Origin of the sequence: Streptomyces sp. NPDC018026 (assembly GCF_044327745.1) — a bacterium.
In the GTDB taxonomy this organism is placed as follows: domain Bacteria; phylum Actinomycetota; class Actinomycetes; order Streptomycetales; family Streptomycetaceae; genus Streptomyces; species Streptomyces rubrogriseus.
This window is the reverse complement of sequence record NZ_JBIRFY010000003.1, coordinates 337,799-364,685: the sequence shown is the minus strand read 5'-3', so window position 1 is coordinate 364,685 and position 26,887 is coordinate 337,799. Positions and strand designations below refer to the sequence as shown.

The following is a 26,887-nucleotide window of genomic DNA, read 5'->3' as shown; positions in this document are numbered from 1 at the left end:
TCACGGGGGGGGCGGACCGCGGTGCGGGCCGCCGCGGGGCCCCTCCGGCCCCGCGGTGCCCACTCTGCTTGAGGTAGCGGTCAGGTTGTGGCCGCTATGTGCGGCAGCATGGTGGTCATGCAGAAGACCTCGGCCCGGCTGCTGTCCCTGCTCTCGCTGCTCCAGGCCCGCCGGGACTGGCCCGGTGCGGTGCTGGCCGAGCGGCTGGACGTCAGTGCGCGCACGCTGCGCCGCGACGTCGACCGGCTCCGGGAGCTGGGATACCCCGTCCGGGCGGTGAAGGGCCCCGACGGCGGCTACCGCCTGGACGCCGGGACGCGGTTGCCTCCGCTGCTCTTCGACGACGAGCAGGCGGTCGCCCTCGCGGTCGCGCTGCGGACCGCCGCGGCCACCGGCGCCGGGATCGAGGACGGGGCCGAGCGCGCCCTGACCACGCTGCGCCAGGTCATGCCCGCCCGGCTGCGGCACCGGATCGACGCCCTCCAGGTCACCTCCGTCGCACGGTCGGCGCCCCGGCCGCAGCCCCAGGCGGACACCGGCGTCCTGATGGCGCTCAGCGCCGCCGTCCAGGCGCGCGAGGTGCTGCGCTTCGACCATGCCCCGGCGCACGTCGCGGACCCCGCGGCCGAGGAGGCGCCGCCCCCGCGCCGGGTGGAGCCGCACCATCTCGTCAGCCGGGGCGGGCGCTGGTACCTGGTCGCCTGGGACCTGGACCGCGAGGACTGGCGGGTCTTCCGCGCCGACCGGATCACCCCGCGCACGCCCACCGGACCGCGCTTCACGCCCCGGGACCTGCCCGGCGGGGACGTGGCCGCCTTTCTGACCGGCAGGTTCCGCGGCTCGGACGGCTCCCCCGACTGGCCCTGCCGCGGCACGGCCGTACTCCACCTGCCCGCTTCCGCGGTGTCCCCGCACGCCGCCGACGGGACGGTCGAGGAGCTGGGGCCCGACCGTTGCCGGCTCACCATGGGCTCCTGGTCGTGGCCCTCGCTCGCGGCCGCCTTCTGCCTCTACGACACCGACATCGAGGTGGTCGGCCCGCCCGCGCTCGAGGAGGCGTTCGCCGGGCTGGCCGACCGCTGTGCCAGGGCCGTCGCGGGGCGGCCCCGGCCGCGGTGAGCGCCGGGGCCGGCGTCACACCCGCTGGGCCCGCTCCAGGCTCGCGGTCTCGGTGGCCGGGCCGCCGCCCGTCACGACGCGTGAGCGGCTGTGCAGCCGCAGGGAGACGGCGACGAAGGCGATCGCGACCAGGGTCATCGCCCCGCCCGCCCAGGCGGTGGCCTCGTAGCCGAGGCCCGCGTCGATCACCGTGCCGCCGAGCCAGGGCCCGCCGGTGTTGCCCAGGTTGAACGCGGCGGTCGTCGTCGCGCCCGCGAGGGTGGGCGCGGCACCGGCGACGTTGAACATGCGCGCGTTGAGCGCGGGCGCCGTGTAGAACGCGGAGACGCCGAGCAGCAGCGACAGGACGATCACGGCGGCGGGGCTGGCGGCGAACAGCGCGAGGGCGGCCAGCAGCACCGTCGAGGCGGTGATGCCGGAGAGCAGTACGCCGAACAGGTGGGCGTCGGCCACCCGGCCGCCGACCGTCGTGCCGATGAGCGCGCCGACGCCGAACAGCGCCAGCACGGTCGGCACCCATCCGTCCGCCAGTCCGGCGACGTCGGTGAGCAGCGGGGCGAGGTAGGAGAAGGCGCAGAAGACGCCGCCGGCGGCGAGTGCGGTCACGACGATGGACAGCCAGACCTGGCGGTCCCGGTAGATCGCCAGCTCGCCCCGCAGCCGGGGCCGCCGCTCGGGCAGCGGGATACGCGGGATCAGGGTCACCACGCCGACGAGCGCGACGGCGGACGCGCCGCCCACGGCCCAGAACGCGGAGCGCCAGCCCAGGTGCTCGCCGAGGAAGGCGCCCACCGGGACGCCGAGGACGTTGGCGATGGACAGTCCGCCGATCATCACGGCCATGGCGCGGGCCCGCGCGGTCACCGGCACCATCGCGATGGCCACGGCCGCGCCCACCGCCCAGAAGCCGGCGCAGGCGAGGGCGCTGACGACCCGCGAGACGAACAGGACCTCGTAGCTCGTCGCGAGGGCGCCCGCGACCTGGCCGACGCCGAACACCGAGATCAGCGCGACCAGCGTGGTCTTGCGGGGCAGGCGCAGCGTCGCGACGGCGAGCAGCGGCGCGCCGACCACCATGCCGATCGCGAACGCCGATATCAGCAGCCCGGCTCGCGGGATCGAGACGTCCATGTCGTCGGCGATGGGCGGCAGCAGCCCGGAGAGCATGAACTCGCTGGTGCCGAGGGCGAAGACGGACAGGCCGAGGATGTAGACGGCCATCGGCATGCGTCCGGCCGTGGGCCGTGGGGAAGAGTCGGGCATGACAGGTGTCAACGGGGCCCCGCTTCCGGCCATTCCCGCGGCGGGGCCCGTCTCACGATGCGGCTACGGCGTCACGCGCTCCAGCCGGACGACGATGCCCTTGGAGGTGGGCTGGTTGCTGATGTCGGCGACGCTGTCCAGCGGCACCAGGACCTGGGTCTCCGGGTAGTACGCGGCGGCGGACCCGCGGGCGGTGGGGTACGGGACCACCTCGAAGCCCTCGGCGCGCCGCTCGGTGTCGTCGTGCCAGACGCCGACGACGTCGACGCGGTCTCCCTCGGCCAGGGACAGGGCGCTCAGGTCGTCCGGGTTGACCATGACCACCCGGCGGCTGCCGTGGATGCCCCGGTAGCGGTCGTTCAGGGTGTAGGGGATGGTGTTCCACTGGTCGTGGGAGCGCAGGGTCTGCAGCAGCAGGTGGCCCTCGGGCACGTCGGGCGTGCGCCAGGTGTTGCGGGTGAACACGGCCTTGCCGGTGGCGGTGCGGTAGACGCCCTCGTTGACGGGGTTGGGCAGCCGGATGCCGCCGGGGCGGGCCACGCGCCGGTTGAAGTCGTGCAGGCCCGGCACGATCCGGGAGATCCGGTCGCGGATCGCGCTGTAGTCGGCCTCGAACTCCTCCCAGGGCACGTTCCCCGGGCCGGTGCCCAGGGTGCGGCGGGCGAGCCGGCTCAGGATGGCGACCTCGCTGAGCAGCAGCGGTGAGGCGGGCTTGAGCCGTCCCCGGGAGGTGTGCACCTCGCTCATGGAGTTCTCCACCGTGACGAACTGCTCGCCGCCCGCCTGCTGGTCGCGTTCGGTGCGGCCGAGGGTGGGCAGGATCAGCGCGGTCTGCCCGCAGACGGTGTGGGACCCGTTGAGCTTGGTGGAGACGTGGGCGGTCAGGCGGCAGCTCCGCATGGCCTCCTCGGTGACCGCGCTGTCGGGGGCGGCCCGGACGAAGTTGCCCGCGACGCCGAGGAAGAACTTGATCCGGCCTTCCCGCATCGCCTTGATCGAGTCGACCGAGTCGAGGCCGTGGGCGCGCGGCGGGTCGAAGCCGAACTCGTCGCGCAGGGAGTCCAGGAAGGAGTCGGGCATCTGCTCCCAGATGCCCATGGTGCGGTCGCCCTGGACGTTGCTGTGGCCGCGCACGGGGCAGGCACCGGCTCCGGCCCGGCCGAGGTTGCCGCGCAGCAGCAGGAAGTTGACGATCTCCCGGATGGTGGGCACGCCGTGTTTGTGCTGGGTGATGCCCATCGCCCAGCAGACGATGACCCGTTTGCTGCGCAGTACCTCGTCGCGGACCCGCTCGATCTCGTGGCGGGTCAGACCGGTGGTGGCGACCACGTCGTCCCAGGAGGCCTGCCGGGCGTGCTCGGCGAACTCCTGGAAGCCGCTGGTGTTGTCGCGGATGAAGGCGTGGTCCAGGACCGTGCCGGGCCGGGCGTCCTCGGCCTCGAGGAGCAGCCGGTTCAGTGCCTGGAAGAGGGCGAGGTCGCCGCCGGGGCGGATGTGCAGGAACCGGTCGGCGATCCGGATGCCCTGGCCGATCACGCCGCTTGCCTTCTGCGGGTTCTTGAACCGCAGCAGCCCCGCCTCCGGGAGCGGGTTGACGGCGACGATGCGGGCGCCGTTGCGCTTGGCCTGCTCCAGCGCGGACAGCTGCCGCGGGTGGTTGGTGCCGGGGTTCTGTCCCACCAGGAAGATCAGGTCGGCGTGGTGGAGGTCGTCGAGGCTGACGGTGCCTTTGCCGGTGCCGAGGGTCTCGTGCAGGGCGAAGCCGCTCGACTCGTGGCACATGTTGCTGCAGTCGGGCAGGTTGTTGGTGCCGTAGGCGCGGGCGAAGAGCTGCAGCACGAAGGCGGCTTCGTTGCTGACCCGGCCCGAGGTGTAGAAGACCGCCTCGTCGGGGCTGTCCAGCGCCTTCAGTTCCCCGGCTAGCAGGTCGAGGGCGTCGCGCCAGCTGATCGGCTCGTAGTGGTCCGAGCCGGGCCGCTTCACCATCGGCTCGGTGAGCCGTCCCTGCTGGTTCAGCCACAGGTCGGAGCGCTGTGCCAGGTCGGAGACGGAGTGCTCGCGGAAGAACTCGGCGGTGATCCGCCGCGTGGTCGCCTCGTCGTTGATGTGCTTGGCGCCGTTCTCGCAGTACTCGTTGCGGTGCCGGTGGCCGGGCGCGGGGTCCGCCCAGGCGCAGCCCGGGCAGTCGATCCCGTCGACCTGGTTCATGGTCAGCAGGTCCACCGCGGTTTCCTTCGGGGACGTCTGCGCCAGGGAGTACTCCAGTGCGTGCACCACGGCGGGCACGCCCGCGGCCCAGGTCTTGGGCGGGGTGACGGTCAGGTCGTCCCGGGGTTCGTCCCTGGGCGGCTTCTTCATCGGGGGGATCGCCTCTCGTTCGCTGTGTTCCGGTACGGGGCCTGCGCCGTGTTCGGTACGGGCCCGTCAGCCCACGGGCCAGACCGCCACCCGGCTGCGCGGCGGCTCCGGCTCCTCCGGCCGCACCTGGCCGTCCCGGATGGTCCCCCGCCAGGCGCCGCTCGCCTCCCCGTGTCCTTCGATGTACGCCTTGAAGTGCGCGAGTTCGCGCCGCACGACACGGCCGGCCGCCCCGGGGACCAGGGCGAGTACGCCCGTGAGTCCGCGCGGCTCGGCCGACATCCGCACGGTCACCGAGGTGCCCTCCCCCTCGGTGGGCCGGAACGTCACCTCGCCGCGGTGGCCGTGGCGTTGCCCGAGGCTGCGCCAGGTCAGGTGCGAGTCGGGCACCTGGTCCACGATCTCGGTCGCGAACTCCCGGCCGAGGGGGCCGAGTCCGACGACCCACAGGGTCACGGCGGGCCTGATCTGCTCGACCCGCTTGACGGTGGTCATGAACCGGGGGAAGCACTCGAACTGGGTCCACTGGTCGTACGCGGTGCGCACCGGTACGGCGATCTCGATGGTCTCCTCGACGGTGTTCATGTGCCGCTCGCCTCCGCGGGTCGTGCGGTGCCGGACTTGTCGACCGTGCAGTGCAGGGAGTCGTCGACCACGTCGGCGACGATGGTGTCGCCGGGGTCGGCCTCGCCGCCGAGGAGCAGGTCGGCGACGCGGTTGTCGAGTTCGGCCTGGATGGTGCGCCTGAGCGGTCGGGCGCCGAACTCCGGCTGGTGGCCGTGGGCGATCAGCAGCTTCCTGGCCGCCTCGGTGACCTTCAGCGTCATGCCCTGGGCGTGCACCCGCCGTTCGCTCTGGGCCAGCAGGTGGTCCACGATCCGCGAGAGGTCGTCCTGGGTGAGGCCGTGGAAGACGATGATCTCGTCGATGCGGTTGAGGAACTCCGGCAGGAACCGGCCCCGCAGTTCCTGCATCAGTACGTCCTTGAGGTCGGACACGTCGCCCTTGTGGTCGAGGATGCGGTGGGCGCCGATGTTGGACGTCATGATGACGACGCAGTGCCGGAAGTCGACGGTGCGGCCCTGTCCGTCGGTGAGGCGGCCGTCGTCGAGGATCTGCAGCAGCGTGTTGAAGACGTCGGGGTGGGCCTTCTCCACCTCGTCGAACAGGACCACGCTGTAGGGCTGCCTGCGGACCTTCTCGGTGAGCTGGCCGGCCTCCTCGTAGCCCACGTAGCCCGGGGGCGCGCCGACGAGCCGGGCGACCGTGTGCTTCTCCTGGAACTCGCTCATGTCGAAGCGGATCATGCGGTTCTCCTCGCCGAACAGCAGCTCGGCGAGGGTCTTGGCCAGCTCGGTCTTGCCGACGCCGGTGGGGCCGAGGAAGAGGAAGGAGCCCACGGGACGGTCGGGGTCGCCCATGCCGGCCCGGTTGCGGCGCACGGCCCGCGCGACGGCGGTGACCGCCTCGTCCTGGCCGACGATCCGGGCGTGCATCTCGTCCTCCAGCCTGAGCAGGCGCTCCTTCTCCCCTGCCGTCAGCTGGGAGACCGGAATGCCGGTGCGGCGGGAGATCACGTCCGCGATGTCGTCGGCGGTGACGGAGACGACGCCCTCGCGGCGTTCCCGGATGCCCGCGAGTTCGCCCTCCGCCTCGGCGATCTCGTGCTTCAGCTCGCCCGCCCGGTCGTAGTCCTCGGCGGCGACGGCCTGCTCCTGCTCCCGGCGCAGCTTCGCGATGCGGTCCTCGCGGCCGACGACCTCGGTGGAACGGCTCGCGCTGCGCAGCCGGACCCGGGCGCCCGCCTGGTCCATGACGTCGATCGCCTTGTCGGGCAGGAAGCGGTCGCCGACGTAGCGGTCGGACAGTTCCGCCGCCGCGGTCAGCGCCCCGTCGGCGAAGCGGACCTGGTGGTGTGCCTCGTAGGCGTCGCGCAGGCCTTCGAGGATCTGCACCGTCTCCTCGACCGAGGGCTCGGGGACCATCACGGGCTGGAAGCGGCGTTCGAGGGCGGCGTCCTTCTCGACGTACTTGCGGTACTCGTCGATGGTCGTGGCGCCCACCACGTGCAGTTCGCCGCGTGCGAGGGCCGGCTTGAGCATGTTGCCGGCGTCCATGGAGCCCTCGCCGGTGGCCCCGGCGCCGACGACGGTGTGCAGTTCGTCGATGAACAGGATGATGTCGCCGCGGGCCTGCTGGACGTCCTCGATGACCTTCTTGAGCCGCTCCTCGAACTGTCCCCGGTACTGCGCGCCCGCCACCATGGCGGACAGGTCTAGGGCGACCACCCGCTTGTCCTTCAGCGTGCCCGGGACCTCACCGGCCACGATGCGCTGGGCCAGTCCCTCCACGATGGCGGTCTTGCCGACGCCGGGCTCGCCGATCAGCACCGGGTTGTTCTTGGAGCGCCGGGAGAGGATCTCGACGGTCTGCTCGATCTCCTCGGCGCGGCCGACGACGGGGTCGAGCTTCCCGGCCCGCGCCTCCTCGGTCAGGTCCCGTCCGTACTCGTCCAGCGTGGTGGCCGGTTGCCCACCGTCGTCGCCCCGGCTCTGGCCCGAACGGGCGGCCTGCTCGGTGAGCCCCTCCAGCTTGCCGATGTCCCGCCCCTGGGCGCCCAGCAGCCGGGCCGCGCCCGTGTCGCCGTCCGCCAGCAGGGCGCCCAGGATGTGCTCGGGGCCGATGTAGGAGACGCCGGAGGCCCGGGAGCGGGCGTAAGCGGTGGCGAGGGTGCGCTTGGCGGCGGGGGTGAGGCCCGGCTCGGCGGACGGCTCGCCCGCCTCGCGGGGCAGGGCCTCGGCGATCCGGGAGGCGAGCGCGTCGGGGTCGGCGCCCGCCCGGGCGAGCAGTCCCCGCGCGGGCTCGACCTTCGTGGCCGCCCACAACAGGTGCTCCGTGTCCAGGTCGGACGTCCCGTCCTCCAGCGACCGCCGTGCCGCCAGGTTGAGCAGCTCCTGCGAGGACTCGGTCAGCAGCCGGCCGATCGGCACCCGCTGCACCGCCGGGGGCGAGGAGGCGGGCGACGTTCCGAAGAACCGGTTGAACAGATCACTGAACGGATCGGACGCGCCGAATCCGAACGACGACATCGACATGGCAGCTCCTGGGGCGGTGGCGAGTCGATTCCACCGAAACCCCATGGCGGCGGCCGCGCAAGCGGAGCGGCCGCCGCGCGGCGGCGCGGACCCGTTGTCAGTGGTGGGCGGCATGATTCGGGCCATGACTACTCCTGCAGCAGTGATCGTCGACGCCACCGCCTACGCCCAGGCGGTCGAGGACGCCGCGCGCGCGGCCGCCGCCTACTACGCGGGCGGCTCCTCCCCGCTGGACGACGACGCCTACGACCGGCTGGCGAGAGGGATCGCCGCGTGGGAGGCCGAGCACCCCGACGAGGTGCTGCCCGACTCCCCCACCGGCAAGGTCGCCGGCGGCGCGGCCGAGGGGGACGTGCCGCACACGGTGCCGATGCTCAGCCTGGACAACGTGTTCTCGCCGGAGGAGTTCACCGCCTGGACGGCGTCCCTGGCCCGGCGCATCGACCGCGAGGTCACGCGGTTCAGCGTGGGCCCCAAGCTGGACGGCCTCGCGGTCGCCGCCCGCTACCAGGAGGGCCGCCTCACCCGGCTGATCACCCGGGGCGACGGCACGGCCGGTGAGGACGTCTCGCACGCGATCGGCACCGTGGAGGGGCTGCCCGGGGCGCTGGCCGAGCCGGTCACCGTCGAGGTGCGCGGCGAGATCCTGATGACGACGGCCCAGTTCGAGCACGCCAACGAGGTGCGCATCCGGCACGGCGGGCAGCCCTTCGCCAACCCGCGCAACGCGGCCGCGGGCACCCTGCGGGCCAAGGAGCGCGCCTACACGGTGCCGATGACGTTCTTCGGGTACGGCCTGCTGGCCCTGCCGGGCACCGACGCGGCGCTCGCGGGGCGGCTGGAGGAGCTGCCGTACAGCGAGCTGATGGAGACGGCGGCCGGGCTCGGCGTGCACACCAGCACCGCTACCGCGGTGCCGGACGTGGTCGTTGAGACGCCCGAGCAGGTGGTGGCGCGGGTCCAGGAGATCGCCGCGCTCCGTGCCGAGCTGCCGTTCGGCATCGACGGGATCGTCGTCAAGGCGGACCTCGCCGCGGACCAGCGGGCCGCCGGGTCGGGCTCGCGGGCGCCGCGCTGGGCGATCGCGTACAAGCTCCCGGCCGTGGAGAAGATCACCCGGCTGCTCGACGTGGAGTGGAACGTCGGCCGTACGGGCATCATCGCGCCGCGCGGCGTCCTGGAACCGGTGGTCATCGAGGGCTCCACGATCACGTACGCCACGCTGCACAATCCGGCCGACATCACCCGTCGCGGTCTGCGGCTGGGCGACCACGTCATGGTGCACCGCGCCGGTGACGTCATTCCGCGCATCGAGGCGCCGGTCGCCCATCTGCGGACGGGCGAGGAACGGCCCATCGTGTTCCCCGAGGCGTGTCCGCGCTGCGGCTCGGACATCGACACGAGCGAGGAGCGCTGGCGGTGCGCGCAGGGCCGCAACTGCCACCTGGTCGCCTCCCTCGCCTACGCCGCGGGGCGGGACCAGCTGGACATCGAGGGGCTGGGCACCACCCGGGTCGTCCAGCTCGTCGAGGCGGGGCTGGTCGCCGACCTGGCCGACCTGTTCCTGCTCCGGCGCGAGCAGTTGCTCGCCCTGGAGCGGATGGGCGAGACCAGCACCGACAACCTCCTCGCCGCGCTCGCCCGGGCCAAGGAGCAGCCGCTGTCCCGGGTGCTGTGCGCGCTGGGCGTGCGGGGCACCGGCCGGTCCATGTCCCGGCGCATCGCCCGGTACTTCGCCACCATGGACCACATACGCGCCGCCGACGCCGAGGCCATGCAGCGGGTCGACGGCATCGGGGTGGAGAAGGCCCCCTCCGTCGTCGCGGAGATCGCCGAGCTCGCCCCGCTCATCGACAAGCTCGCCGCCGCCGGCGTCAACATGACCGAGCCGGGCGCGACCCCGCCCCCGCCCGCCGACGCGGACGGCGCGGACGGCGAGGACGGGGCGTCGCCCGCCGCGGCGGCGGACGGCGGCCCGCTGGCGGGCATGAAGGTGGTCGTCACCGGCGCGATGACCGGACACCTGGAACGGCTCAGCCGCAACGAGATGAACGAACTCATCGAGCGGGCCGGCGGACGCTCCTCCTCCAGCGTCTCCAAGAACACGACGCTCGTCGTCGCGGGCGAGGGGGCGGGTTCCAAGCGGGCCAAGGCGGAGCAGCTGGGCGTCCGGCTGGCCACCCCCGAGGAGTTCGCCGTGCTCGTCGCCGACCTGCTCGGCTGAGGCCGGGCGCCCCTGCGCGAGGGGGTGCGGGCCGGGGGGTGTTGGTGACACCCCCGGTCGGGGGCCAGTCCCACTGATCTTCCTTCCCGGCGCTGAGAGGGTCGTCGGTGAAGGGACACCGTCCGCCCGCGGCAGTCGGGCGGCCACGAACTGGGGGAAGACACATGCACCGCAAGCGCCTCGCCGCCGCAGTCCTGCTCGCCGCCGCGCTCACCGGGGCGTTCGCGCCCGCGGCGGCGGCCCACCCCGCGCACCGCCCCGACCCCGTGCAGCGTCAACTGGACCTGCTCACCGCACGCGACGGCGTACCGGGCGCACTCGCGTACGACGGCAGGACGACACGCACCTCGGGCGTCGCCGACCTGGCCTCGGGCCGGGCGATGACCGACGAGCGGGGCCGGTTCCGGCTCGCCAGCGACACCAAGGCGTTCACCGCGACCGCGGTGCTGCGGCTGGTGGCGGACGGCCGCCTGGGCCTCGGCGACCGTGCGGGCTCCTACGTGCCGCAACTGGCCGACAGCCCCATCACCGTACGGCAGTTGCTGAAGCAGACCAGCGGGCTGCCGGAGTACTCGGCGCTGGTGGACTGGACCCGGCCGGGGACGCCTCAGGAGTACCTGGCCCTCGCGCTCGACGCCGAGCCGGTCTTCGAGCCGGGCGCCGACTGGGGCTACTCCAACACCAACTACCTGGTCCTCGGCATGGTGATCGACGAGGTGTCCGGGGTCGGCTTCCGCACGTACGTGGAGCGCACCATCCTGCGCCCGCTGCACCTGGACGACACGTACTGGCCCGCGCCCGGCGAGCTGGACCTGCGCGGCCCGCACGCCCGGAACTACGGCGTCCATCCGGCGCACCCGCAGGACGGCAGGGTGGACGTGACCGAGCTGCCCGGGTACGAGTTCGGCGCGTCCGGCGGCCTGGTGTCCACCCCCGTGGACCTCAACGCCTTCTGGGACGGTCTGTTCGGCGGCCGGCTGCTGCCCGGCTGGGCGGTGCGCCTGATGACGCGGGACACCACCGACATCGGCGGCCGCGACGTCTACCCGGCGGGCAGCCGCTACGGGTACGGCCTCGCCTCGATCCCGCTCAGCTGCGGCGGCGTCTACTGGGGCCACGGCGGCGACCTGCCCGGCGGTTCGGTGGGCGGCGGCCGGGCCACGGGCGGCCGGGGCACGGTGACCGTCTACACCACGACGTGGGCCGCCGAGGGCGACAGCCTGCGTCATCTCCAGGGTGCCGTGGACGCGGCCCTGTGCGCCAAGGGGCGCTGAGCAGCGTCCCCGGCCGGGACAGCCGGGAGTGTACGTTCGTACGCCCTGGCGGGTAGGCTCCCGCGCATGACTGTTGACGTACTGCGCCGGCCCGCCCTGGCCGATCGGCGGGCTCGGGTGGCCGTCGCCGTGCTGTTCTTCACCAACGGGGCCCTGTTCGCCAACCTGCTGCCGCGCTATCCGCAGATCAAGGCGGACCTCGGCATCGGGAACGCCGCCTACGGACTGGCCGTGGCGGCCTTCCCGGCGGGAGCCATCACGGCCGGGCTGGCGGCCGGGATCCTGGTGCGCCGGTTCGGCTCGGCGCGGGTCGCGGTCGGCGTCACGCTGCTGACCGGGGTGGGCATCCTCGCCGCGGGCCTCGCCGACTCGGTGGTGGTGTTCGCGGGGGCGCTGTTCCTGGCGGGGGCGATGGACGCCTTCACCGATGTCGCGCAGAACGCCCACGGCCTGCGGGTGCAGCGCCGTTACGGACGTTCCATCATCAACTCCTTCCACGCCATCTGGTCCATCGGCGCCGTCACCGGCGGGTCCATGGCCGCCGCCGCCATCGCACTCGGCGTCTCGCGGGGTCCGCACCTGCTGTTCTCCGCCGTGGTGTTCGCGGTCGCGGCCTGCGTCGCCCTGCGCCACTGCCTGCCGGGCCCCGAGACCGAGGCGGAACCGGCCGCGGAGACCGGCGCCGAGGACTCCGCGCCGTCGCCGGTCCGGGCACCGGCGGCCGGCCTGCGCACCGGCTGGGTACTGGCCGCCCTCGTCCTCATCGCCACGGCCGGCACCCTCGTCGAGGACGCGGGCATGTCCTGGGCCACCCTCTACCTCTCCGACTCGCTGCACGCGACGGCGGCGCTGGCCGCGTCCGGGTATGTCGCCCTGGTCGGCGCGCAGTTCGTCGGCCGGATCGTCGGCGACCGGCTCGTGGACCGCTTCGGCCAGCGCGCGGTGGCCCGTTCCGGTGCCCTGATCGCCGCGGTCGGCATGGGTCTGGCGCTGGCCGTGCCGACGGTGCCCGGCACGGTCCTCGGATTCGCCGCGGCCGGATTCGGGGTGGCGACGCTGGTACCGGCGGCCATGCACGAGGCCGACGAACTGCCCGGCCTCAAGCCCGGGTCGGGCCTGACTCTCGTCTCCTGGCTGATGCGGCTCGGTTTCCTGCTCTCGCCGCCGGTGGTGGGACTGGTCGCCGACGCGACGAGCCTGCGGGTGGGCCTGCTGGTGGTGCCGCTGGCGGGGCTCCTGGTGCTGCTGTGCGCCGGAGTGCTCCGGCCCCGGCGCGGCCGAACCTGAGCCCTGCCGCCGGGTGACGCGCGCACCGAGAGTGTACGTTCGTACGCTTTGGGGGGTAGGATCGGACGCATGCCGACGGACCACTTCGCGGGCGACTCCCGCACCAACCTCGAACGCATGCGGGCGGGCGACCTCTACATCGCCGACGATCCGGAGATCGCCCGCAGGCAGCAGCAGGCGGTGCGGCTGGCCGCCCGTTACCAGGCGGCCTTCGCGGAGGACGCGGAGGCGGCGCGACCGCTCCTCGCGGAACTGCTCGGCTCCCTGGGCGCCGAGGCCCATGTGCGGCCGCCGCTGTACGTCGACTACGGCAGCAACATCACCGTCGGCGCGCGCACCTTCGTCAACTACAACCTGACGGCGCTGGACGTCGCGGCGATCACCATCGGCGAGGACTGCCAGATCGGGCCGAACGTCCAGCTGCTGACCCCGACGCACCCCCTGGAGCCCGGTCCCCGGCGGGACAAGCTGGAGGCCGCCCGCCCGATCGTCATCGGCGACAACGTCTGGCTGGGCGGCGGCGCGATCGTGCTGCCGGGCGTCACCATCGGGGACAACGCGGTGATCGGCGCCGGTGCGGTCGTCACCAAGGACGTACCGGCGAACGTCGTGGCGGTCGGCAACCCCGCCCGGCCGGTGCGGAACGTGTAAGTCTGCTCCCATGGCAACCGGACACACCGATCCGCAGCGGCGGGAACGCATCCTCGCGGCCACCCTCGACCTGATCGCCGAGGAGGGCATCGCCCGCGTCTCCCACCGCAGGATCGCGCAGCGCGCGGGGGTACCGCTCGGCTCGATGACGTACCACTTCAGCGGCATCGAGGAGCTGCTGCGGGAGGCGTTCGGCCGGTTCACCGACCACATCGTCGCGGTGTTCGACGAGCATCTCGGCGCCGCCGCCGACCGCGACGGGGCCCGGGCCGCGGTGGCCGACCTCGTGCACGAGCTGTCCGAGGACAGCCAGCGCGACCTGGTGCTCACCCAGGAGCTGTACACGCTCGCCGCGCGGCAGCCGGCCTACCGGGAGCTGACCCACGAGTGGATGCGCCGCAGCCGCGTCCACCTGGAGAAGCACTTCGACCCCGACACCGCCCGCCAGCTGGACGCCCTCATCGAGGGCCTGACGCTGCACCGTGCCCTGGCGCGTGAGCCGCACGGCCGCGCCCTCACGGTGGAGGCCATCGCCCGGATCACCACCGCGGACCGGCCGGCCCCGGACCGGCCCGCCCCCTAGGGAAACGGCGCCCCCAGCGGCCCGTGCGGCGCGGGCCTGACCCCCGCGCCGCACGGGCGTTCCCCGTCAGCAGACGCCGTCGCCCGGCTTCGGGTTGCCCAGGCCGAACAGGGGCCGCAGCCTGAGGCCCACCCAGGTGCCGGCCAGCGCGAAGGCGCCCCACAGCCAGCCGCTGAGGCTGCCCGAGGCGATGCCCGCCAGGTAGGCGCCGATGTTGCAGCCGCCGGCCAGCCGGGCGCCGATGCCCATCAGTACGCCGCCCAGCACCGCCGCCACGGCGGTACGCCAGGGGATGCCCCGGTGCAGCGCCCAGGTGCCGCCGAGCGAGGCGGCGACGGCCGCGCCGATCATGATGCCGATGTCGGTGAGGCTGGTCTTGTCGGCGAGCACCGGACCGGCCAGCATCTCGGCGTTGCCGGGCCGCTGCCACCAGGTCCAGTTCTCCGGGTGGCCGCCGAGCGCGCCGACCAGTTCCGAGCCCCACAGGCTGAAGGCGCTGGTGACGCCCCAGGCGCCGCCGGAGACCAGCAGCACGCCCGCGCCGAGCACGGCCAGCGCGAGGGCGCCGACGGCCAGCGGCCAGGACCCGCGCACGGCACGGACGGCCGCCCGGCGCGCCGAGGGCACGGCGCCCAGCGGCGGCGGGTTGCGGCGGGCCTGGACGCGGCGGCTGACCAGCACCACCAGGAGCAGCGCGGCGACGGTCACGGCCCAGGAGCCGAACCAGCCGATGTGCTCGGACAGCACGACGGGCTCCCAGGCCGGGAGGTCCTTCCACAGGTCGAACTGCCAGGCGGCCAGCGTGGCGCCCGCGACGAACCCGCCCAGGGTCAGCACGATCGACGTCTGCCCCGAGCCGACCGCGAACAGGGTGCCCGAGGCGCAGGCGCCGCCGAGCTGCATGCCGATCGCGAAGAGCGCCGAACCGGCGAACAGACCGACGCCGATCGGCCCGGCGGACGGCGCGGGCTGGGAGCCGAACAGCCCGGTCTCCGTACCGATGACGAGCGCGAACAGGGTGGCCGTGGTGCCGAGGAGCAGCGCGTGCGCCCGCAGCCCGGTCCCGTTGCCGACGGCGACCAGCTGCCGCCAGGCGGAGGTGAAGCCGAACCGGGAGTGGAAGAGGGCGACGCCCAGACCGAGGCCGAGCAGGAGCAGCACGCCGGGCTCGGCACCGTGCGCGGACCACACGTACGCGGCCAGGGCGGCGGCGAGCAGTCCGGACACGGCGAGCGGCGTCCGCCGCACCGGCGGCAGGGGCGGCGCCTCGGGCCGGGCCGAGGAGGTGGGCGAGGGAGTGAACAGGGCGGCGGGCGCGCGCGGCGGCGCGGCCGGGGCGGACCCGGCCGGGGGTGCGGTGGTCACGGAAGAATCTCCGGGGTGGTGTGCACGGGGACGGCGGACGCGGGCGGACCGGCGGCGCGGGGAGCGCGGCCGGTCCGCAGGGTCAGCGGCGACAGAGGCCGTCGTCGACGCACCACGCCGAGCACGCGAAGAGCGCGAGGCACAGCAGCGGAGCCGATGCATACATGCGCACGAATATACGGAGGAGCGCGCTCCGGATGCCACGCCGTCTCGCCATGCGGATGGCGGACGGCGTGGCGTCCGGGTCCTTCCCGGTCTTCCCGGCCGGTTACAGCGAGCGCTCCAGGCGGTCCGCCATCAACTGCACGAACCGGGCGGGCTCCTTGGGGCGGCCGCCCTCGGCGAGCACCGCGAGGGCGTGCAGCAGTTCGGCGGTCTCGGTCAGCTCGGCGCGGTCCCGCCGGTCGGTCCAGGCCCGGTTCAGGGACTTCACCAGCTGGTGCTCCGGGTTGAGTTCCAGGATCCGCTTGGCGCCGGGCACCTCCTGGCCCATCGCCCGGTACATGTTCTCCAGGGCGGGCGTCAGCTCACCCGCGTCGGAGACGACACACGCCGGGGAGACGGTGAGGCGGGAGGAGAGCCGGACCTCCTTGACCTCCTCGCCCAGGTGCTCCGTCATCCAGCCGAGCAGCCCGGCGTACTCCTCGCCCTGCTTCTCCTTCTCCGCGTCGCTCTTGTCCGCCTCGGTGCCGGAGAGGTCGATCTCCCCCTTGGCCACCGAGCGCAGCGCCTTGCCCTCGTACTCCCCCACCGCGTCGACCCAGACCTCGTCGACGGCGTCGGTGAGCAGGAGGACCTCCACGCCCTTGGCCCGGAACGCCTCCATGTGCGGGGAGTTCTCGATGGCCTGCCGGGACTCGCCCGTCATGTAGTAGATGTCGTCCTGACCGTCCTTCATCCGCTCCACGTAGTCCTTGAGCGCGGTGGGCTCGTCGGCGTCGTGGGTGGAGGCGAACGAGCAGGCGGCGAGGATCGCGTCCCGGTTCTCGGAGTCGGTCACCAGGCCTTCCTTGAGCACCGCGCCGAACTCGCGCCAGAACGTGGCGTAGCGGTCCGGCGCGGAGGTCCTGAGGTCCTTGACCGTCGAGAGGACCTTCTTCGTCAGCCGGCGCTGGATCAGGCGAATGTGGCGGTCCTGCTGGAGGATCTCGCGGGAGACGTTGAGCGAGAGGTCCTGCGCGTCGACGACGCCCTTGACGAACCGGAGGTGGGGCGGCAGCAGTTCCTCGCAGTCCTCCATGATGAAGACGCGCTTCACGTAGAGCTGGACGCCGCGCTGGTAGCCCTGGGTGAACAGGTCGTGCGGGGCGTGCGAGGGCACGAAAAGCAGGGCCTGGTACTCGAAGGTTCCCTCCGCCTGGAGCCGGATCGTCTCCAGCGGGTCGCGCCAGTCGTGGGCGATGTGCTTGTACAGCTCGTGGTACTCGTCGTCGGACACCTCGTCGCGCGGGCGCGCCCACAGGGCCTTCATCGAGTTGAGCGTCTCCGCCTCGCGGGCCTCGGCGCCGTCACCGTCGGCACCGTCGGCGCCGTCGTTCCGGTCGTCGCCCGGCTCCGGCAGCAGGCGGACCGGCCAGGTGATGAAGTCCGAGTACCGCTTGACGATCTCCTTGATCTTCCACGCGGAGGTGTAGTCGTGCAGCTGGTTCTCGACGTCGGCCGGCTTGAGGTGCAGCGTGACCGCGGTGCCCTGCGGGGCCTCGCCGATCCGCTCCAGGGTGTACGTGCCCTCGCCGCGGGAGGTCCACCGGGTGCCCTCGGCCTCACCGGCGTGCCGGGTGACCAGGGTGACCTCGTCCGCCACCATGAAGCCCGAGTAGAAGCCGACGCCGAACTGTCCGATGAGACCGTCGGCCCCGGCCGCGTCCTTGGCCTCCCGCAGTTCCTCAAGGAACTTGGCGGTGCCCGAGTTGGCGATCGTGCCGATCAGCCGGGTGACCTCGTCGTACGACATGCCGATGCCGTTGTCCCGCACGGTCAGGGTGCGGGCGTCCTTGTCGACCTCCAACTCGATGTGCAGGTCGCTCACATCGGCGCCCGGAGCGTCGTCGCGCAGGGCGGCGAGGCGCAGCTTGTCCAGCGCGTCGGAGGCGTTGGAGACGAGTTCGCGCAGGAAGACATCCTTGTTCGAGTAGACGGAGTGAATCATCAGCTGGAGCAGCTGACGCGCCTCTACCTGGAACTCAAACGTTTCGGTCGTCATGGCTGGTGAGTACCTCACAGATCAGTCGTACGCACTGGCGCAAGCCACTCTAGAACAGCTCCGCCCGGGGCTGAGGTGGTGTCAGGCCGCCTCCTTGCGCCTCCTGCGAGAAGTTCCGTCAGCAACGTTGACTTCGGGTCAACGGGCCTGCACATTACTTAAAAGTAGAACCGCCGGGTAACCAGCTGCCGCGTCCTCCCCAAGAAGCGCCTTCTCCCCAAGAAGCGCCTCCTCGAAGAAGAGAGAGCACATGCCGAAGCCTGCCCTTCGCCGTGTCATGACCGCGACAGCCGCCGCCGTCGCCACGCTCGCCCTCGGCCTCACCGACGCCACCGCGCACGCCGCGCCCACCCTGGACTACGTCGCCCTCGGCGACAGCTACAGCGCGGGCTCGGGCGTCCTGCCCGTCGACCCCACCAACCTGCTCTGCCTGCGTTCAACGGCCAACTACCCCCACGTCATCGCGGACACGACGGGCGCCCGCCTCAAGGACGTCACCTGCGGCGCCGCTCGGACCGCCGACTTCACGCAGGCCCAGTACCCGGGCGTCGCACCCCAGTTGGACGCGCTCGGCACCGACACGGACCTGGTCACGCTCACCATCGGCGGCAACGACAACGGCACGTTCGTCAACGCCATCACGGCCTGCGGCACGGCGGGTGTCCTCAGCGGCGGCAAGGGCAGCCCCTGCAAGGACAAGCACGGCACCTCCTTCGACGACGAGATCGAGGCCAACACGTACCCCGCGCTCAAGGAGGCGCTGCTCGGCGTCCGCGCCAGGGCTCCCCACGCCAGGGTGGCGGCCCTCGGCTACCCGTGGATCACCCCGGCCACCGCCGACCCGTCCTGCTTCCTGAAGCTGCCCGTCGCCGCCGGTGACGTGCCCTACCTGCGGGCCATCCAGGCGCACCTCAACGACGCGGTCCGGCGTGCCGCCGAGGAGACCGGAGCCGTCTACGTGGACTTCTCCGGGGTGTCCGACGGCCACGACGCCTGCGAGGCCCCCGGCACCCGCTGGATCGAACCGCTGCTGTTCGGGCACAGCCTCGTTCCCGTCCACCCCAACGCCCTCGGCGAGCGGCGCATGGCCGAGCACACGATGAGCGTCCTCGGTCTGAGCTGACCACCGGTCACTCCCCGCGTACGCTCTTCCCGTGCCGTCCCCCCGTCTGCGCCGCGTCGCCGTCCTCGTCCTGGAGGGCGCGAAACCCCTGGACGTCGGCATTCCGGCGCAGGTCTTCACGACGCGCGCGAGCATGCCGTACGAGGTACGGGTGTGCGGGGCGGCGCCCGGCCTGGTGACCGGCGGTGACGGCCTGTCGTACCACGTCGCCCACGGCCTCGACGCCCTGGCGTGGGCCGACCTGGTCTTCCTCCCCGGTTACCGCTCCCCCGACGTCGAGGACCCGCCGCGGACCGTCCTCGACGCGCTGACGGCCGCCCACGACCGCGGAACACGGCTCGCCGCCATCTCGACCGGCGCGTTCGCGCTCGCCGCCACGGGGCTGCTCGACGGCAGGCGGGCCACCACGCACTGGCACTACACCCGGGCGCTCGCGGCGAAGCACCCGGGCGTGCGGGTCGACGAGAACGTGCTGTTCGTGGACGAGGGCAGTGTCCTGACGTCCGCGGGCGCCGCCTCCGGCATCGACCTGTGCCTGCACATCCTGCGCGGCGACCTCGGGATCGCCGCGTCGAACCACGCGGCCCGGCGCCTGGTGGCGGCCCCCTACCGCAGCGGTGGCCAGGCCCAGTACGTGCCGCGCAGCGTGCCGGAGCCGCTCGGCGAGCGCTTCGCCGCCACCCGCGAGTGGGCACTGCGCCGGCTCGGTGAGCCGCTCACCCTGGAGACGCTGGCCCGGCACGCGGCGGTGTCGGCGCGCACCCTGTCCCGGCGCTTCGTCGAGGACACCGGGTACACCCCGATGCAGTGGATCATGCGGGCCCGTCTCGACCGGGCCCGTGAGCTGCTCGAACGCTCCGAGCTCGGCGTCGAGCAGATCGCCGCCGACGTGGGTCTGGGCACCGGAGCCAACCTGCGGCTGCACTTCCAGCGCATCCTCGGCACCACGCCCAGCGAGTACCGGCGCACCTTCGCCCGGGGCGAGTAGCCGGGCCGCGCGCGCCGCCGCCCGCACCCGGGCGTGATTGGCGTGATCCTTTCGAACCGTGGCACTCCCGCCGCTGCCACCCGCCCCCGGCGTGCGCGAGCCTGGTGGCGAAGGACCTGGCGGCGAAACGAAGGGACACACCACTCATGACTCGCATCGGCATCAACGGATTCGGCCGCATCGGGCGCAACGTGCTGCGCGCACTGCTCGAACGCGACACGAAGCTCGAGGTCGTCGCCGTCAACGACCTCACGGAGCCCGCCACCCTGGCCCGTCTGCTGGCCTTCGACTCGACGGCCGGCCGGCTCGGCCGCCCGGTGACCGTCGACGGGGACACGCTGGTCGTCGACGGGCACCGCATCAAGGTGCTCGCCGAGCGCGAGCCGGCCCGGCTGCCCTGGGCCGAGCTGGGCGTCGACCTCGTGCTGGAGGCGACCGGCCGCTTCACCTCGGCCGACGCCGCCCGCGCCCACCTCACCGCGGGTGCCCGGAAGGTCCTGGTCAGCGCGCCGTCGAGCGGTGCGGACGTGACGCTCGCGTACGGGGTGAACACCGACGCCTACGACCCGGCCGCGCACACGATCGTCTCCAACGCCTCCTGCACCACCAACGCCCTCGCGCCGCTCGCCGCGGTGCTGGACGAGCTGGCCGGCATCGAGCACGGCTTCATGACGACGGTGCACGCCTACACGCAGGAGCAGAACCTCCAGGACGGCCCGCACCGCGACGCGCGCCGCGCCCGCGCCGCCGGGGTGAACATCGTGCCCACCACGACCGGCGCCGCCAAGGCGATCGGCCTGGTGCTGCCGGGACTGGACGGCAAGCTGTCGGGCGACTCGATCCGCGTGCCGGTCCCGGTGGGCTCGATCGTCGAGCTGAACACGACGGTCGCCCGCGACGTGACGCGCGAGGACGTCCTGGCGGCCTACCGCGCGGCCGCCGACGGCCCGCTCGCCGGCGTGCTGGAGTACTCGGACGACCCGCTGGTCTCCTCCGACATCACGGGCAACCCGGCCTCGTCGATCTTCGACTCCGCCCTGACCCGCGTGGACGGCCGGCACGTCAAGGTGGTCGCCTGGTACGACAACGAGTGGGGCTTCTCGAACCGCGTGATCGACACCCTCGGACTGCTCGCCACACGCTGAACGGGCAGCCGGTTCGGCATCACCGGGGGTCACACGTCACAATGGTGCGATGAGCAATTCCAAGGTTTACTTCGACATCGACATCGCCGGCCAGGATGCGGGCCGCATCGTCTTCGAACTCTTCGAGGACGTCACCCCCAAGACCGCCAGGAACTTCCTGGAGCTGGCCACCGGCGAGCACGGCTTCGGCTACGCGGGTTCCCCGTTCCACCGTGTGATCCCGCAGTTCATGCTCCAGGGCGGTGACTTCACCAACGGCAACGGCACCGGGGGCAAGAGCATCTACGGCGAGAAGTTCGCGGACGAGAACTTCCAGCTGAAGCACACCGAGCCTTACCTCCTGTCCATGGCGAACGCGGGTCCGAACACCAACGGCTCGCAGTTCTTCGTCACCACCGTCCCCACCCCTTGGCTGGACGGCAAGCACGTCGTCTTCGGCAAGGTCGTCGAGGGCACGGACGTGGTCGACAAGATCGAGGGCTACGGCTCCTCGCCCGCGGGCAAGACCTCCAAGGAGATCAAGGTGCGCGCGTCCGGCAAGCTGTAGGACCTGCTCGGCCCTACGCGGACCCGAACCCTGCGGGGCCCGTCGCACACCGTGCGGCGGGCCCCGTCCCGTCCCGTCTGGTGGGGTGCGCCGGGTGGTGCGACGCTGGGGTGGAGGAGCGTCCGAGGAAGGCAACCCCGGGAGGACCGATGGGACGGGACGTCCCGGCGCTGGTCTTCACCCGCGAGGACCGCCGCCGCTACCGGATCAAGATGCAGGAGTGCCTGGAGGCCTTCGCGCAGATGCTGCGCGAGTCCCGGTTCGAGACCGAGCGGCCCCAGGTGGGTCTCGAGATCGAGCTGAACCTGGTCGACGAGCGGGGCGAACCGGCGATGCGCAACAGCGACGCCCTCGAAGCCATCGCGGACCCCGCCTGGTCCACCGAGCTGGGCCGGTTCAACCTGGAGATCAACATCCCGCCCCGGCAGCTGACGGCGGGCGGCCCCGACGCCTGGGAGACCGAGATCCGCGCCGCCCTCAACCACGCCGAGGACCGCGCCGCGTCGGTCGGCGCCCATCTGATCATGGTCGGCACCCTGCCCACGCTGCGCCAGTCGGACGTGGGCGAGGCGGCCCTGTCGGAGAACCCGCGCTACCGGCTGCTCAACGACCAGGTGTTCGCCGCCCGGGGCGAGGACCTGCACATCGAGGTGGACGGCGTCGACCGCCTGCGGACCTACGCGGACACGATCACGCCCGAGGCCGCCTGCACCAGCACCCAGTTCCACCTCCAGGTCGCCCCGGAGGACTTCCCCGACTACTGGAACGCGGCCCAGGCCGTCGCCGGTGTCCAGGTCGCCCTGGCGGCCAACTCGCCCTTCCTGCTCGGCAAGGAGCTGTGGCACGAGAGCCGCATCCCCCTGTTCGAACAGGCCACCGACACCCGGCCGCAGGAGATCAAGGCCCAGGGGGTCAGGCCCCGGGTGTGGTTCGGGGAGCGCTGGATCAACAGCGTCTTCGACCTGTTCGAGGAGAACCTCCGCTACTTCCCGGCGCTGCTGCCGCTGTGCGACGAGCAGGATCCCGCCGAGACCCTCGACCGCGGCGACATCCCGGAACTGGGCGAACTCACCCTCCACAACGGCACCATCTACCGCTGGAACCGGCCCGTCTACGCCGTCGCCCACGACAAGCCGCACGTGCGCGTCGAGAACCGCGTCCTGCCGGCCGGTCCGACCGTCGCCGACACCCTCGCCAACGGGGCCTTCTACTACGGTCTCACCCGCGCCCTGGTGGAGGAGGAGCGGCCGGTGTGGTCGCGGATGTCCTTCTCGGTCGCGGAGGACAACCTGCACACCGCCGCCCGGCACGGCATCGAGGCACACCTGTACTGGCCCGGCGTGGGCGAGGTGACGGTGCCCGAACTGGTGCTGCGCCGGCTGCTGCCGCTGGCGCACCGGGGCCTGGAGCTGTCGGGCATGGACTCGGCCTGGCGGGAGCCGCTGCTCGGCATCATCGAGCAGCGGTGCGTCACCGGCCGCAACGGCGCGGTGTGGCAGAAGGAGATGTTCCACCACATCGACGCCGGCGCGCGGCCCGGCCGGCACGAGGCGCTGCGCAGGATGACCCAGCAGTACATGGACTACATGCACCTCAACGCCCCGGTCCACACCTGGCCGGTGGACTGACGTCCGGGGCGGGGAGGCCACTAGGGAGGCGACGGAGCGATGTGCCGATGGCTCGCCTACTCGGGGACGCCCGTCCTCCTGGAGTCCCTGCTCTACCAGCCCGAGCACTCGCTCATCGACCAGAGCCTGCACGCCCGCATGGGCGTCGAGACGACCAACGGGGACGGGTTCGGCGTCGGCTGGTTCGGGCCGGAGATGCAGACCCCCGCCATCGTCCGGGAGGTCGGACCGGCCTGGAGCAACCGCAACCTGCGGGAGATCGCGAGCCATGTCCGCTCGCCCCTGTTCTTCGCGCACATCCGGGCGTCGACGGGCAGCCCGGTGCAGCAGACCAACTGCCATCCGTTCCGCCACGGCCGGTGGATGTGGATGCACAACGGCGCGATCGCCGAGTTCCACCGGCTGCGCCGGGACCTCGCGCTGGCCGTCGATTCGCGGCTCTTCCTCGACATCGAGGGATCGACGGACTCCGAGATGATGTTCTACCTGGCGCTCACGCTCGGCCTGGAGGAGGATCCTCCCGCCGCCGTGGCCCGGATGGCGGGGCTGGTGGAGGAGATCGGACACGAACACGGCGTGGAGTTCCCGCTGCAGATGACGGTCGCGGTGACCGACGGGCACCGCCTGTGGGCCTTCCGCTACTCCAGCCAGGCCCAGTCGCGCTCGCTCTACTACAGCAGCCGGGTGGAGAGCCTGCGCGCGCTGCATCCCGGGCTGCCCTTCCTCAAGGAGGCGTCCGACAGCACCCGGCTGATCGTGTCGGAACCCCTGGGCGATCTGCCCGGCGTGTGGAACAAGGTGCCCGAGAGCAGCTACGGCGTCGTCCAGCCGGAGGGGGACGACCTGCTTCCGTTCGCTCCCGTCCCCGCGTGATCCCATTGACACGGGCGAGGAAAGATCACACAATCGGTGCCATGACCACATACCGGTTCGGCACCACCGCGGAGTGTCCCCGCGTGCCCGAGCGGACCGGCTGTGAGCGTTCCGGCCTTTAACGGCCTTCTCCGCACCGACCGTCCGACGCCTCTCGCGTCGTAGTCCGTCGGCATTCTGTCCGGTCCACGACCCGGAGCACCCGTAGCGCCCTCGTTTTCCCGGCCGTTCGGCGTGGCCCCGTGCCGCCGTGCGGGCCGGTTCTCACGCGCACCGTCGTACAAGGGGAGGACTCCCATGTCCGTCACGTCCGTCACGCCCGTCGGTCCCAGCACCGTCCTGCGCGAAGCACGCATCCCGGGGGACGGGATGTACGAGGGCCGGCGCACGCTGCGCCGGCTGCCCGAGGGCTGGGAGGAACGGCCCTACGAACTCTTCGAGGTCGTGCCGCAGGCTCGCACCATCGGCGCGGAGATCCGCGGAGCCGACCTCTCCCGCCCGCTCCCGCCCGCGCTGCGCGAGGAGTTGAACCGTGCCCTGCTGGAGTGGAAGGTGCTGTTCTTCCGCGGCGCGCACCTCACCTCCGACCAGCAGCGCGACTTCGCCGGCAACTGGGGGGCGCTGGAGACCAACCCCCTGCTCGCCGCCGGTGCCAGCGACGACGTCGTCCGGTTCGACAAGGGCGACGGGGCCGTGCCGACGTACGAGAACGTGTGGCACGCCGACGTCACCTTCCGCGAACGGCCCGCGCTCGGCGCGGTGCTGCAACTGCGCGAGGTGCCGCCGTTCGGCGGCGACACCATGTGGGCGGACATGGCCGCGGCCTACGACAATCTGCCCCGGGAGGTGAAGGAACGCGTCGACGGTGCCCTGGCCGTCCACGACTTCATCCCCGGCTTCGCGCGGTTCTACGGGCCCGAGCGGCTGCTGCCGCACCAGGACCTGCTCCCGCCCGTGGAGCACCCCGTCGTGCGCACCCACCCCGAGACGGGGCGGCGCATGCTGTTCGTCAACGCCTCGTTCACCACCCGTGTCACCGGCGTGGACCGTGACGAGAGCGACCGGCTGCTGCGGTTCCTCTTCCAGCAGGCGCACGTGCCCGAGTACCAGGTGCGCTGGCGCTGGCAGCCCGGCGACGTCGCCTTCTGGGACAACCGCGCCACCCAGCACTACGCGGTGGGTGACTACGGGTCCGAGCGGCGGGTCGCCGAACGCGTCGCCATCGAGGGCGACCGGCCCTTCTGAGCGCCCTTCTGATCCGCGCGCGGGCGCCGGAGGCGGCACTTCGCCTCCGGCCCCCCGTGCGGGCTACGCCTCCGGTTCCTCGATGGCCGCCGGGCGCAGTTGGGCGGCGCGGACCCGGGCGATGTCGAGCTTCTCGCCCCGGTCGAAGCGGTAGATGCCGTTCTGCTCCTGGAAGACGTCGGTCAACTGGGTGTAGCAGTAGCCGAACATGTCACGGTCGCCGAGCAGGACCTCGGTGAGACCGGCGAACCGCTCGTGGAACTCGTCCTCGTTGCGCACGCGTTCGCCGTAGCCCCAGGAGAGGGTGCGGTCCTCGCCGGAGCGGTCGGCCGCCGCCTCGGGGTCCCACCAGATGCCGCCGAACTCGCTGACGAAGTACGGCTGGCCCCGGTACGGCTGGGAGTAGGGGGCACCGCTCTCGTGGGCGTTGACGAACGGCGCGTCCTTGGCGAGGCCGGACATCAGCTCCCGGAAGGCGGCGGGGTCCTGCTCGTAGTTGTGGGAGTCGTAGATGTCGGTCTCGGCGACCCGGTGGGCGTAGCCGGACGCGTCGACGACCGGGCGGGTGGTGTCCATCGCCTTGGTGGCCAGGAACATCGCCCGGGTCACGTCGTCGAGCTGGGTGATCCGGTCGTGCAGCTTCTGGTAGGTCTCGTTGAGCGGGCACCAGCCGATGATCGAGGGGTGCGAGTAGTCCCGCTCCAGCGCCTCCAGCCACTGGGCGACGTAGGAGGCGTCGGGCTTCTGGTTGTCGCCCGAGGAGCCGCCCGTCTCGCAGCCCCAGTCGCCGAACTCGCCCCAGACCAGGTAGCCGAGACGGTCGGCGTGGTGGAGGAAGCGCTCCTCGAAGACCTTCTGGTGCAGCCGGGCGCCGTTGAAGCCGGCCGCCATGGCCAGCTCGATGTCCCGTACCAGGGCCTCGTCGGTGGGGGCGGTCATCAGCCCGTCCGGGTACCAGCCCTGGTCGAGGACGAGGCGCTGGAAGACGGGGCGGCCGTTGAGCAGGACGGCCTTGCCGCGCAGGCCCACGGCGCGCAGTCCGGCGTAGCTCTCGGCGCTGTCGACCACCTGTCCCTCGGCGTCGAGGAGTTCGAGGCGCAGGTCGTACAGGTGCGGGTCCTCGGGTCCCCACTCGCGCCGCCGGTCGTCCGGCACCGGCAGGTGCAGGCGCGGGGCGAGGTCGAGGTCGGCGCGTGCCTCGGCGCGGCTCACCTCGCCGTCGGCGTCGCCGAGGACGGCGCGGACCCGGTGCCCCGGGCGGTTGCCGGACAGGGGCAGTTCGAGGTGGAAGGCGGAGCCGGCCAGGTCGGGGGTGATCCGCGGACGGCGCAGGTGCGTCTCGGGGACGGGCTCCAGCCACACGGTCTGCCAGATGCCGGTCACGCGGGTGTAGTTGCAGTCGTGGTTGGCGTACTTGATCGCCTGCTTGCCGCGGGCCTGCGGCCCGGACTTGGGGTCGCGGGCCCGGACGGTGATCACGACCTCCTCCCCCGCCCCGGCGATGTCGCCGAGGTCGGCGGTGAAGGGCGTGAAGCCGCCGCGGTGCCGGGCGACCTCCCTTCCGTCGGCCCACACGGTGGTGTCGTGGTCGACGGCGCCGAAGTGCAGCAGTACGCGGCGTCCGGCCCAGGCGGCCGGGAGGGTGAGGGCCCGCCGGTACCAGACGGCCTCCAGGAAGTCGGTGTCGCCGATGCCGGACAGCTCGGACTCGGGCGGGAAGGGGACGAGGATCTCCTCGCGCAGCTCGCGGTCGAGCAGACCGCGTTCGAGGCCGCTGTCCCCCCGGTCGGTCTCGAACTGCCAGGCGCCGTTCAGGTTGAGCCAGTCGCGGCGCGTGAACTGCGGTCGCGGGTACTCCGGGCGCGGTACGGAGTGAGTGGGCACACATGCTCCAGTCGATCGGTGGGCCGGGCGCG

20 protein-coding genes are annotated in these 26,887 nt (G+C 72.6%); 13 read left to right on the top strand and 7 right to left on the bottom strand.

Features of this window, described 5'->3' with window-relative positions; genetic code table 11:
- The first annotated feature begins 117 nt into the window (after positions 1–117).
- Entirely contained in the window at positions 118–1,119 is a 1,002-nt protein-coding gene (locus ACH4D3_RS11795) for a helix-turn-helix transcriptional regulator (RefSeq protein ID WP_398319905.1), read from the top strand.
- 15 nt (positions 1,120–1,134) lie between these two features.
- On the opposite strand, the gene ACH4D3_RS11790 is transcribed toward ACH4D3_RS11795, so the two are convergent.
- From ACH4D3_RS11790 to ACH4D3_RS11775, 4 genes are all read right to left on the bottom strand, one after another.
- Complete coding sequence (locus ACH4D3_RS11790; RefSeq protein ID WP_398321085.1) at positions 1,135–2,346, bottom strand: Cmx/CmrA family chloramphenicol efflux MFS transporter; 1,212 nt, start codon at positions 2,344–2,346, stop codon at positions 1,135–1,137.
- A gap of 99 nt (positions 2,347–2,445) precedes the next feature.
- Positions 2,446–4,740: an FdhF/YdeP family oxidoreductase gene (locus ACH4D3_RS11785; RefSeq protein WP_398319902.1), complete on the bottom strand. Its 2,295-nt coding sequence runs from the start codon at positions 4,738–4,740 to the stop codon at positions 2,446–2,448.
- Positions 4,741–4,806: 66 nt separating this feature from the next.
- Complete coding sequence (locus tag ACH4D3_RS11780; RefSeq protein WP_398319899.1) at positions 4,807–5,325, bottom strand: SRPBCC family protein; 519 nt, start codon at positions 5,323–5,325, stop codon at positions 4,807–4,809.
- A complete protein-coding gene (locus ACH4D3_RS11775) occupies positions 5,322–7,835 on the bottom strand; it encodes an ATP-dependent Clp protease ATP-binding subunit (RefSeq protein WP_398319896.1) in 2,514 nt (837 codons plus the stop codon). The genes ACH4D3_RS11780 and ACH4D3_RS11775 overlap by 4 nt, the downstream gene beginning before the upstream one ends.
- 124 nt (positions 7,836–7,959) lie before the next feature.
- Between ACH4D3_RS11775 and ligA the strand changes: the two genes are divergently transcribed.
- From ligA to ACH4D3_RS11750, 5 genes are all read left to right on the top strand, one after another.
- Entirely contained in the window at positions 7,960–10,059 is a 2,100-nt protein-coding gene (ligA, locus tag ACH4D3_RS11770; protein ID WP_398319893.1) for an NAD-dependent DNA ligase LigA, read from the top strand.
- Between the two features lie 164 nt (positions 10,060–10,223).
- The gene (locus ACH4D3_RS11765) at positions 10,224–11,333 is read left to right on the top strand and encodes a serine hydrolase domain-containing protein (protein ID WP_398319890.1); all 1,110 of its coding nucleotides are present in this window, start codon (positions 10,224–10,226) and stop codon (positions 11,331–11,333) included.
- Between the two features lie 66 nt (positions 11,334–11,399).
- Positions 11,400–12,620, top strand: coding sequence for an MFS transporter (locus ACH4D3_RS11760; RefSeq protein ID WP_398319887.1), 1,221 nt, complete (start codon positions 11,400–11,402; stop codon positions 12,618–12,620).
- A 69-nt stretch (positions 12,621–12,689) separates the two neighbouring features.
- Positions 12,690–13,271 carry a sugar O-acetyltransferase gene (locus tag ACH4D3_RS11755; protein ID WP_398319884.1) on the top strand — a complete coding sequence of 194 codons (582 nt, stop codon included), beginning with the start codon at positions 12,690–12,692 and terminating at the stop codon, positions 13,269–13,271.
- Positions 13,272–13,281: 10 nt separating this feature from the next.
- Entirely contained in the window at positions 13,282–13,854 is a 573-nt protein-coding gene (locus ACH4D3_RS11750; protein ID WP_398319881.1) for a TetR/AcrR family transcriptional regulator, read from the top strand.
- A 66-nt stretch (positions 13,855–13,920) separates the two neighbouring features.
- Here ACH4D3_RS11750 and ACH4D3_RS11745 read toward each other — a convergent pair whose 3' ends face one another.
- Together ACH4D3_RS11745 and htpG are read right to left on the bottom strand one after the other, a co-directional pair.
- Entirely contained in the window at positions 13,921–15,219 is a 1,299-nt protein-coding gene (locus tag ACH4D3_RS11745) for a YeeE/YedE family protein (protein WP_398319878.1), read from the bottom strand.
- Between the two features lie 268 nt (positions 15,220–15,487).
- On the bottom strand, positions 15,488–17,422 hold the full coding sequence (gene htpG, locus ACH4D3_RS11740; protein ID WP_398319875.1) for a molecular chaperone HtpG: 1,935 nt from the start codon (positions 17,420–17,422) through the stop codon (positions 15,488–15,490).
- A gap of 250 nt (positions 17,423–17,672) precedes the next feature.
- Here htpG and ACH4D3_RS11735 point away from each other — a divergent pair, with 250 nt between their 5' ends.
- The 7 genes from ACH4D3_RS11735 (at position 17,673) to ACH4D3_RS11705 (ending at position 24,971) form a co-directional block, all read left to right on the top strand.
- Complete coding sequence (locus tag ACH4D3_RS11735) at positions 17,673–18,545, top strand: SGNH/GDSL hydrolase family protein (RefSeq protein WP_398319872.1); 873 nt, start codon at positions 17,673–17,675, stop codon at positions 18,543–18,545.
- Between the two features lie 31 nt (positions 18,546–18,576).
- On the top strand, positions 18,577–19,533 hold the full coding sequence (locus ACH4D3_RS11730) for a GlxA family transcriptional regulator (RefSeq protein WP_398319869.1): 957 nt from the start codon (positions 18,577–18,579) through the stop codon (positions 19,531–19,533).
- Between the two features lie 146 nt (positions 19,534–19,679).
- Positions 19,680–20,678, top strand: a complete 999-nt coding sequence (gene gap, locus ACH4D3_RS11725; protein ID WP_398319866.1) for a type I glyceraldehyde-3-phosphate dehydrogenase — start codon at positions 19,680–19,682, stop codon at positions 20,676–20,678.
- Positions 20,679–20,727: 49 nt separating this feature from the next.
- Positions 20,728–21,225 carry a peptidylprolyl isomerase gene (locus ACH4D3_RS11720; protein ID WP_398319863.1) on the top strand — a complete coding sequence of 166 codons (498 nt, stop codon included), beginning with the start codon at positions 20,728–20,730 and terminating at the stop codon, positions 21,223–21,225.
- Between the two features lie 149 nt (positions 21,226–21,374).
- Positions 21,375–22,853: a glutamate-cysteine ligase family protein gene (locus ACH4D3_RS11715; RefSeq protein WP_398319860.1), complete on the top strand. Its 1,479-nt coding sequence runs from the start codon at positions 21,375–21,377 to the stop codon at positions 22,851–22,853.
- 39 nt (positions 22,854–22,892) lie between these two features.
- The gene (locus ACH4D3_RS11710) at positions 22,893–23,726 is read left to right on the top strand and encodes a class II glutamine amidotransferase (protein WP_398319857.1); all 834 of its coding nucleotides are present in this window, start codon (positions 22,893–22,895) and stop codon (positions 23,724–23,726) included.
- Positions 23,727–24,023: 297 nt separating this feature from the next.
- Positions 24,024–24,971 carry a TauD/TfdA dioxygenase family protein gene (locus tag ACH4D3_RS11705; RefSeq protein ID WP_398319854.1) on the top strand — a complete coding sequence of 316 codons (948 nt, stop codon included), beginning with the start codon at positions 24,024–24,026 and terminating at the stop codon, positions 24,969–24,971.
- A 63-nt stretch (positions 24,972–25,034) separates the two neighbouring features.
- Here the strand turns inward: ACH4D3_RS11705 and ACH4D3_RS11700 are convergent, their stop codons facing one another.
- Entirely contained in the window at positions 25,035–26,855 is a 1,821-nt protein-coding gene (locus tag ACH4D3_RS11700) for a glycoside hydrolase family 2 protein (protein ID WP_398319851.1), read from the bottom strand.
- Positions 26,856–26,887: the final 32 nt, after the last annotated feature.

Coding starts and splice junctions, on each gene's coding strand:
- ACH4D3_RS11795 (WP_398319905.1), top strand. CDS start 118: ATGCAGAAGACCTCGGCCCGGCTGCTGTCCCTGCTCTCGCTGCTCCAG.
- ACH4D3_RS11790 (WP_398321085.1), bottom strand. CDS start 2,346: ATGCCGATGGCCGTCTACATCCTCGGCCTGTCCGTCTTCGCCCTCGGC.
- ACH4D3_RS11785 (WP_398319902.1), bottom strand. CDS start 4,740: ATGAAGAAGCCGCCCAGGGACGAACCCCGGGACGACCTGACCGTCACC.
- ACH4D3_RS11780 (WP_398319899.1), bottom strand. CDS start 5,325: ATGAACACCGTCGAGGAGACCATCGAGATCGCCGTACCGGTGCGCACC.
- ACH4D3_RS11775 (WP_398319896.1), bottom strand. CDS start 7,835: ATGTCGATGTCGTCGTTCGGATTCGGCGCGTCCGATCCGTTCAGTGAT.
- ligA (WP_398319893.1), top strand. CDS start 7,960: ATGACTACTCCTGCAGCAGTGATCGTCGACGCCACCGCCTACGCCCAG.
- ACH4D3_RS11765 (WP_398319890.1), top strand. CDS start 10,224: ATGCACCGCAAGCGCCTCGCCGCCGCAGTCCTGCTCGCCGCCGCGCTC.
- ACH4D3_RS11760 (WP_398319887.1), top strand. CDS start 11,400: ATGACTGTTGACGTACTGCGCCGGCCCGCCCTGGCCGATCGGCGGGCT.
- ACH4D3_RS11755 (WP_398319884.1), top strand. CDS start 12,690: ATGCCGACGGACCACTTCGCGGGCGACTCCCGCACCAACCTCGAACGC.
- ACH4D3_RS11750 (WP_398319881.1), top strand. CDS start 13,282: ATGGCAACCGGACACACCGATCCGCAGCGGCGGGAACGCATCCTCGCG.
- htpG (WP_398319875.1), bottom strand. CDS start 17,422: ATGACGACCGAAACGTTTGAGTTCCAGGTAGAGGCGCGTCAGCTGCTC.
- ACH4D3_RS11735 (WP_398319872.1), top strand. CDS start 17,673: ATGCCGAAGCCTGCCCTTCGCCGTGTCATGACCGCGACAGCCGCCGCC.
- gap (WP_398319866.1), top strand. CDS start 19,680: ATGACTCGCATCGGCATCAACGGATTCGGCCGCATCGGGCGCAACGTG.
- ACH4D3_RS11720 (WP_398319863.1), top strand. CDS start 20,728: ATGAGCAATTCCAAGGTTTACTTCGACATCGACATCGCCGGCCAGGAT.
- ACH4D3_RS11715 (WP_398319860.1), top strand. CDS start 21,375: ATGGGACGGGACGTCCCGGCGCTGGTCTTCACCCGCGAGGACCGCCGC.
- ACH4D3_RS11710 (WP_398319857.1), top strand. CDS start 22,893: ATGTGCCGATGGCTCGCCTACTCGGGGACGCCCGTCCTCCTGGAGTCC.
- ACH4D3_RS11705 (WP_398319854.1), top strand. CDS start 24,024: ATGTCCGTCACGTCCGTCACGCCCGTCGGTCCCAGCACCGTCCTGCGC.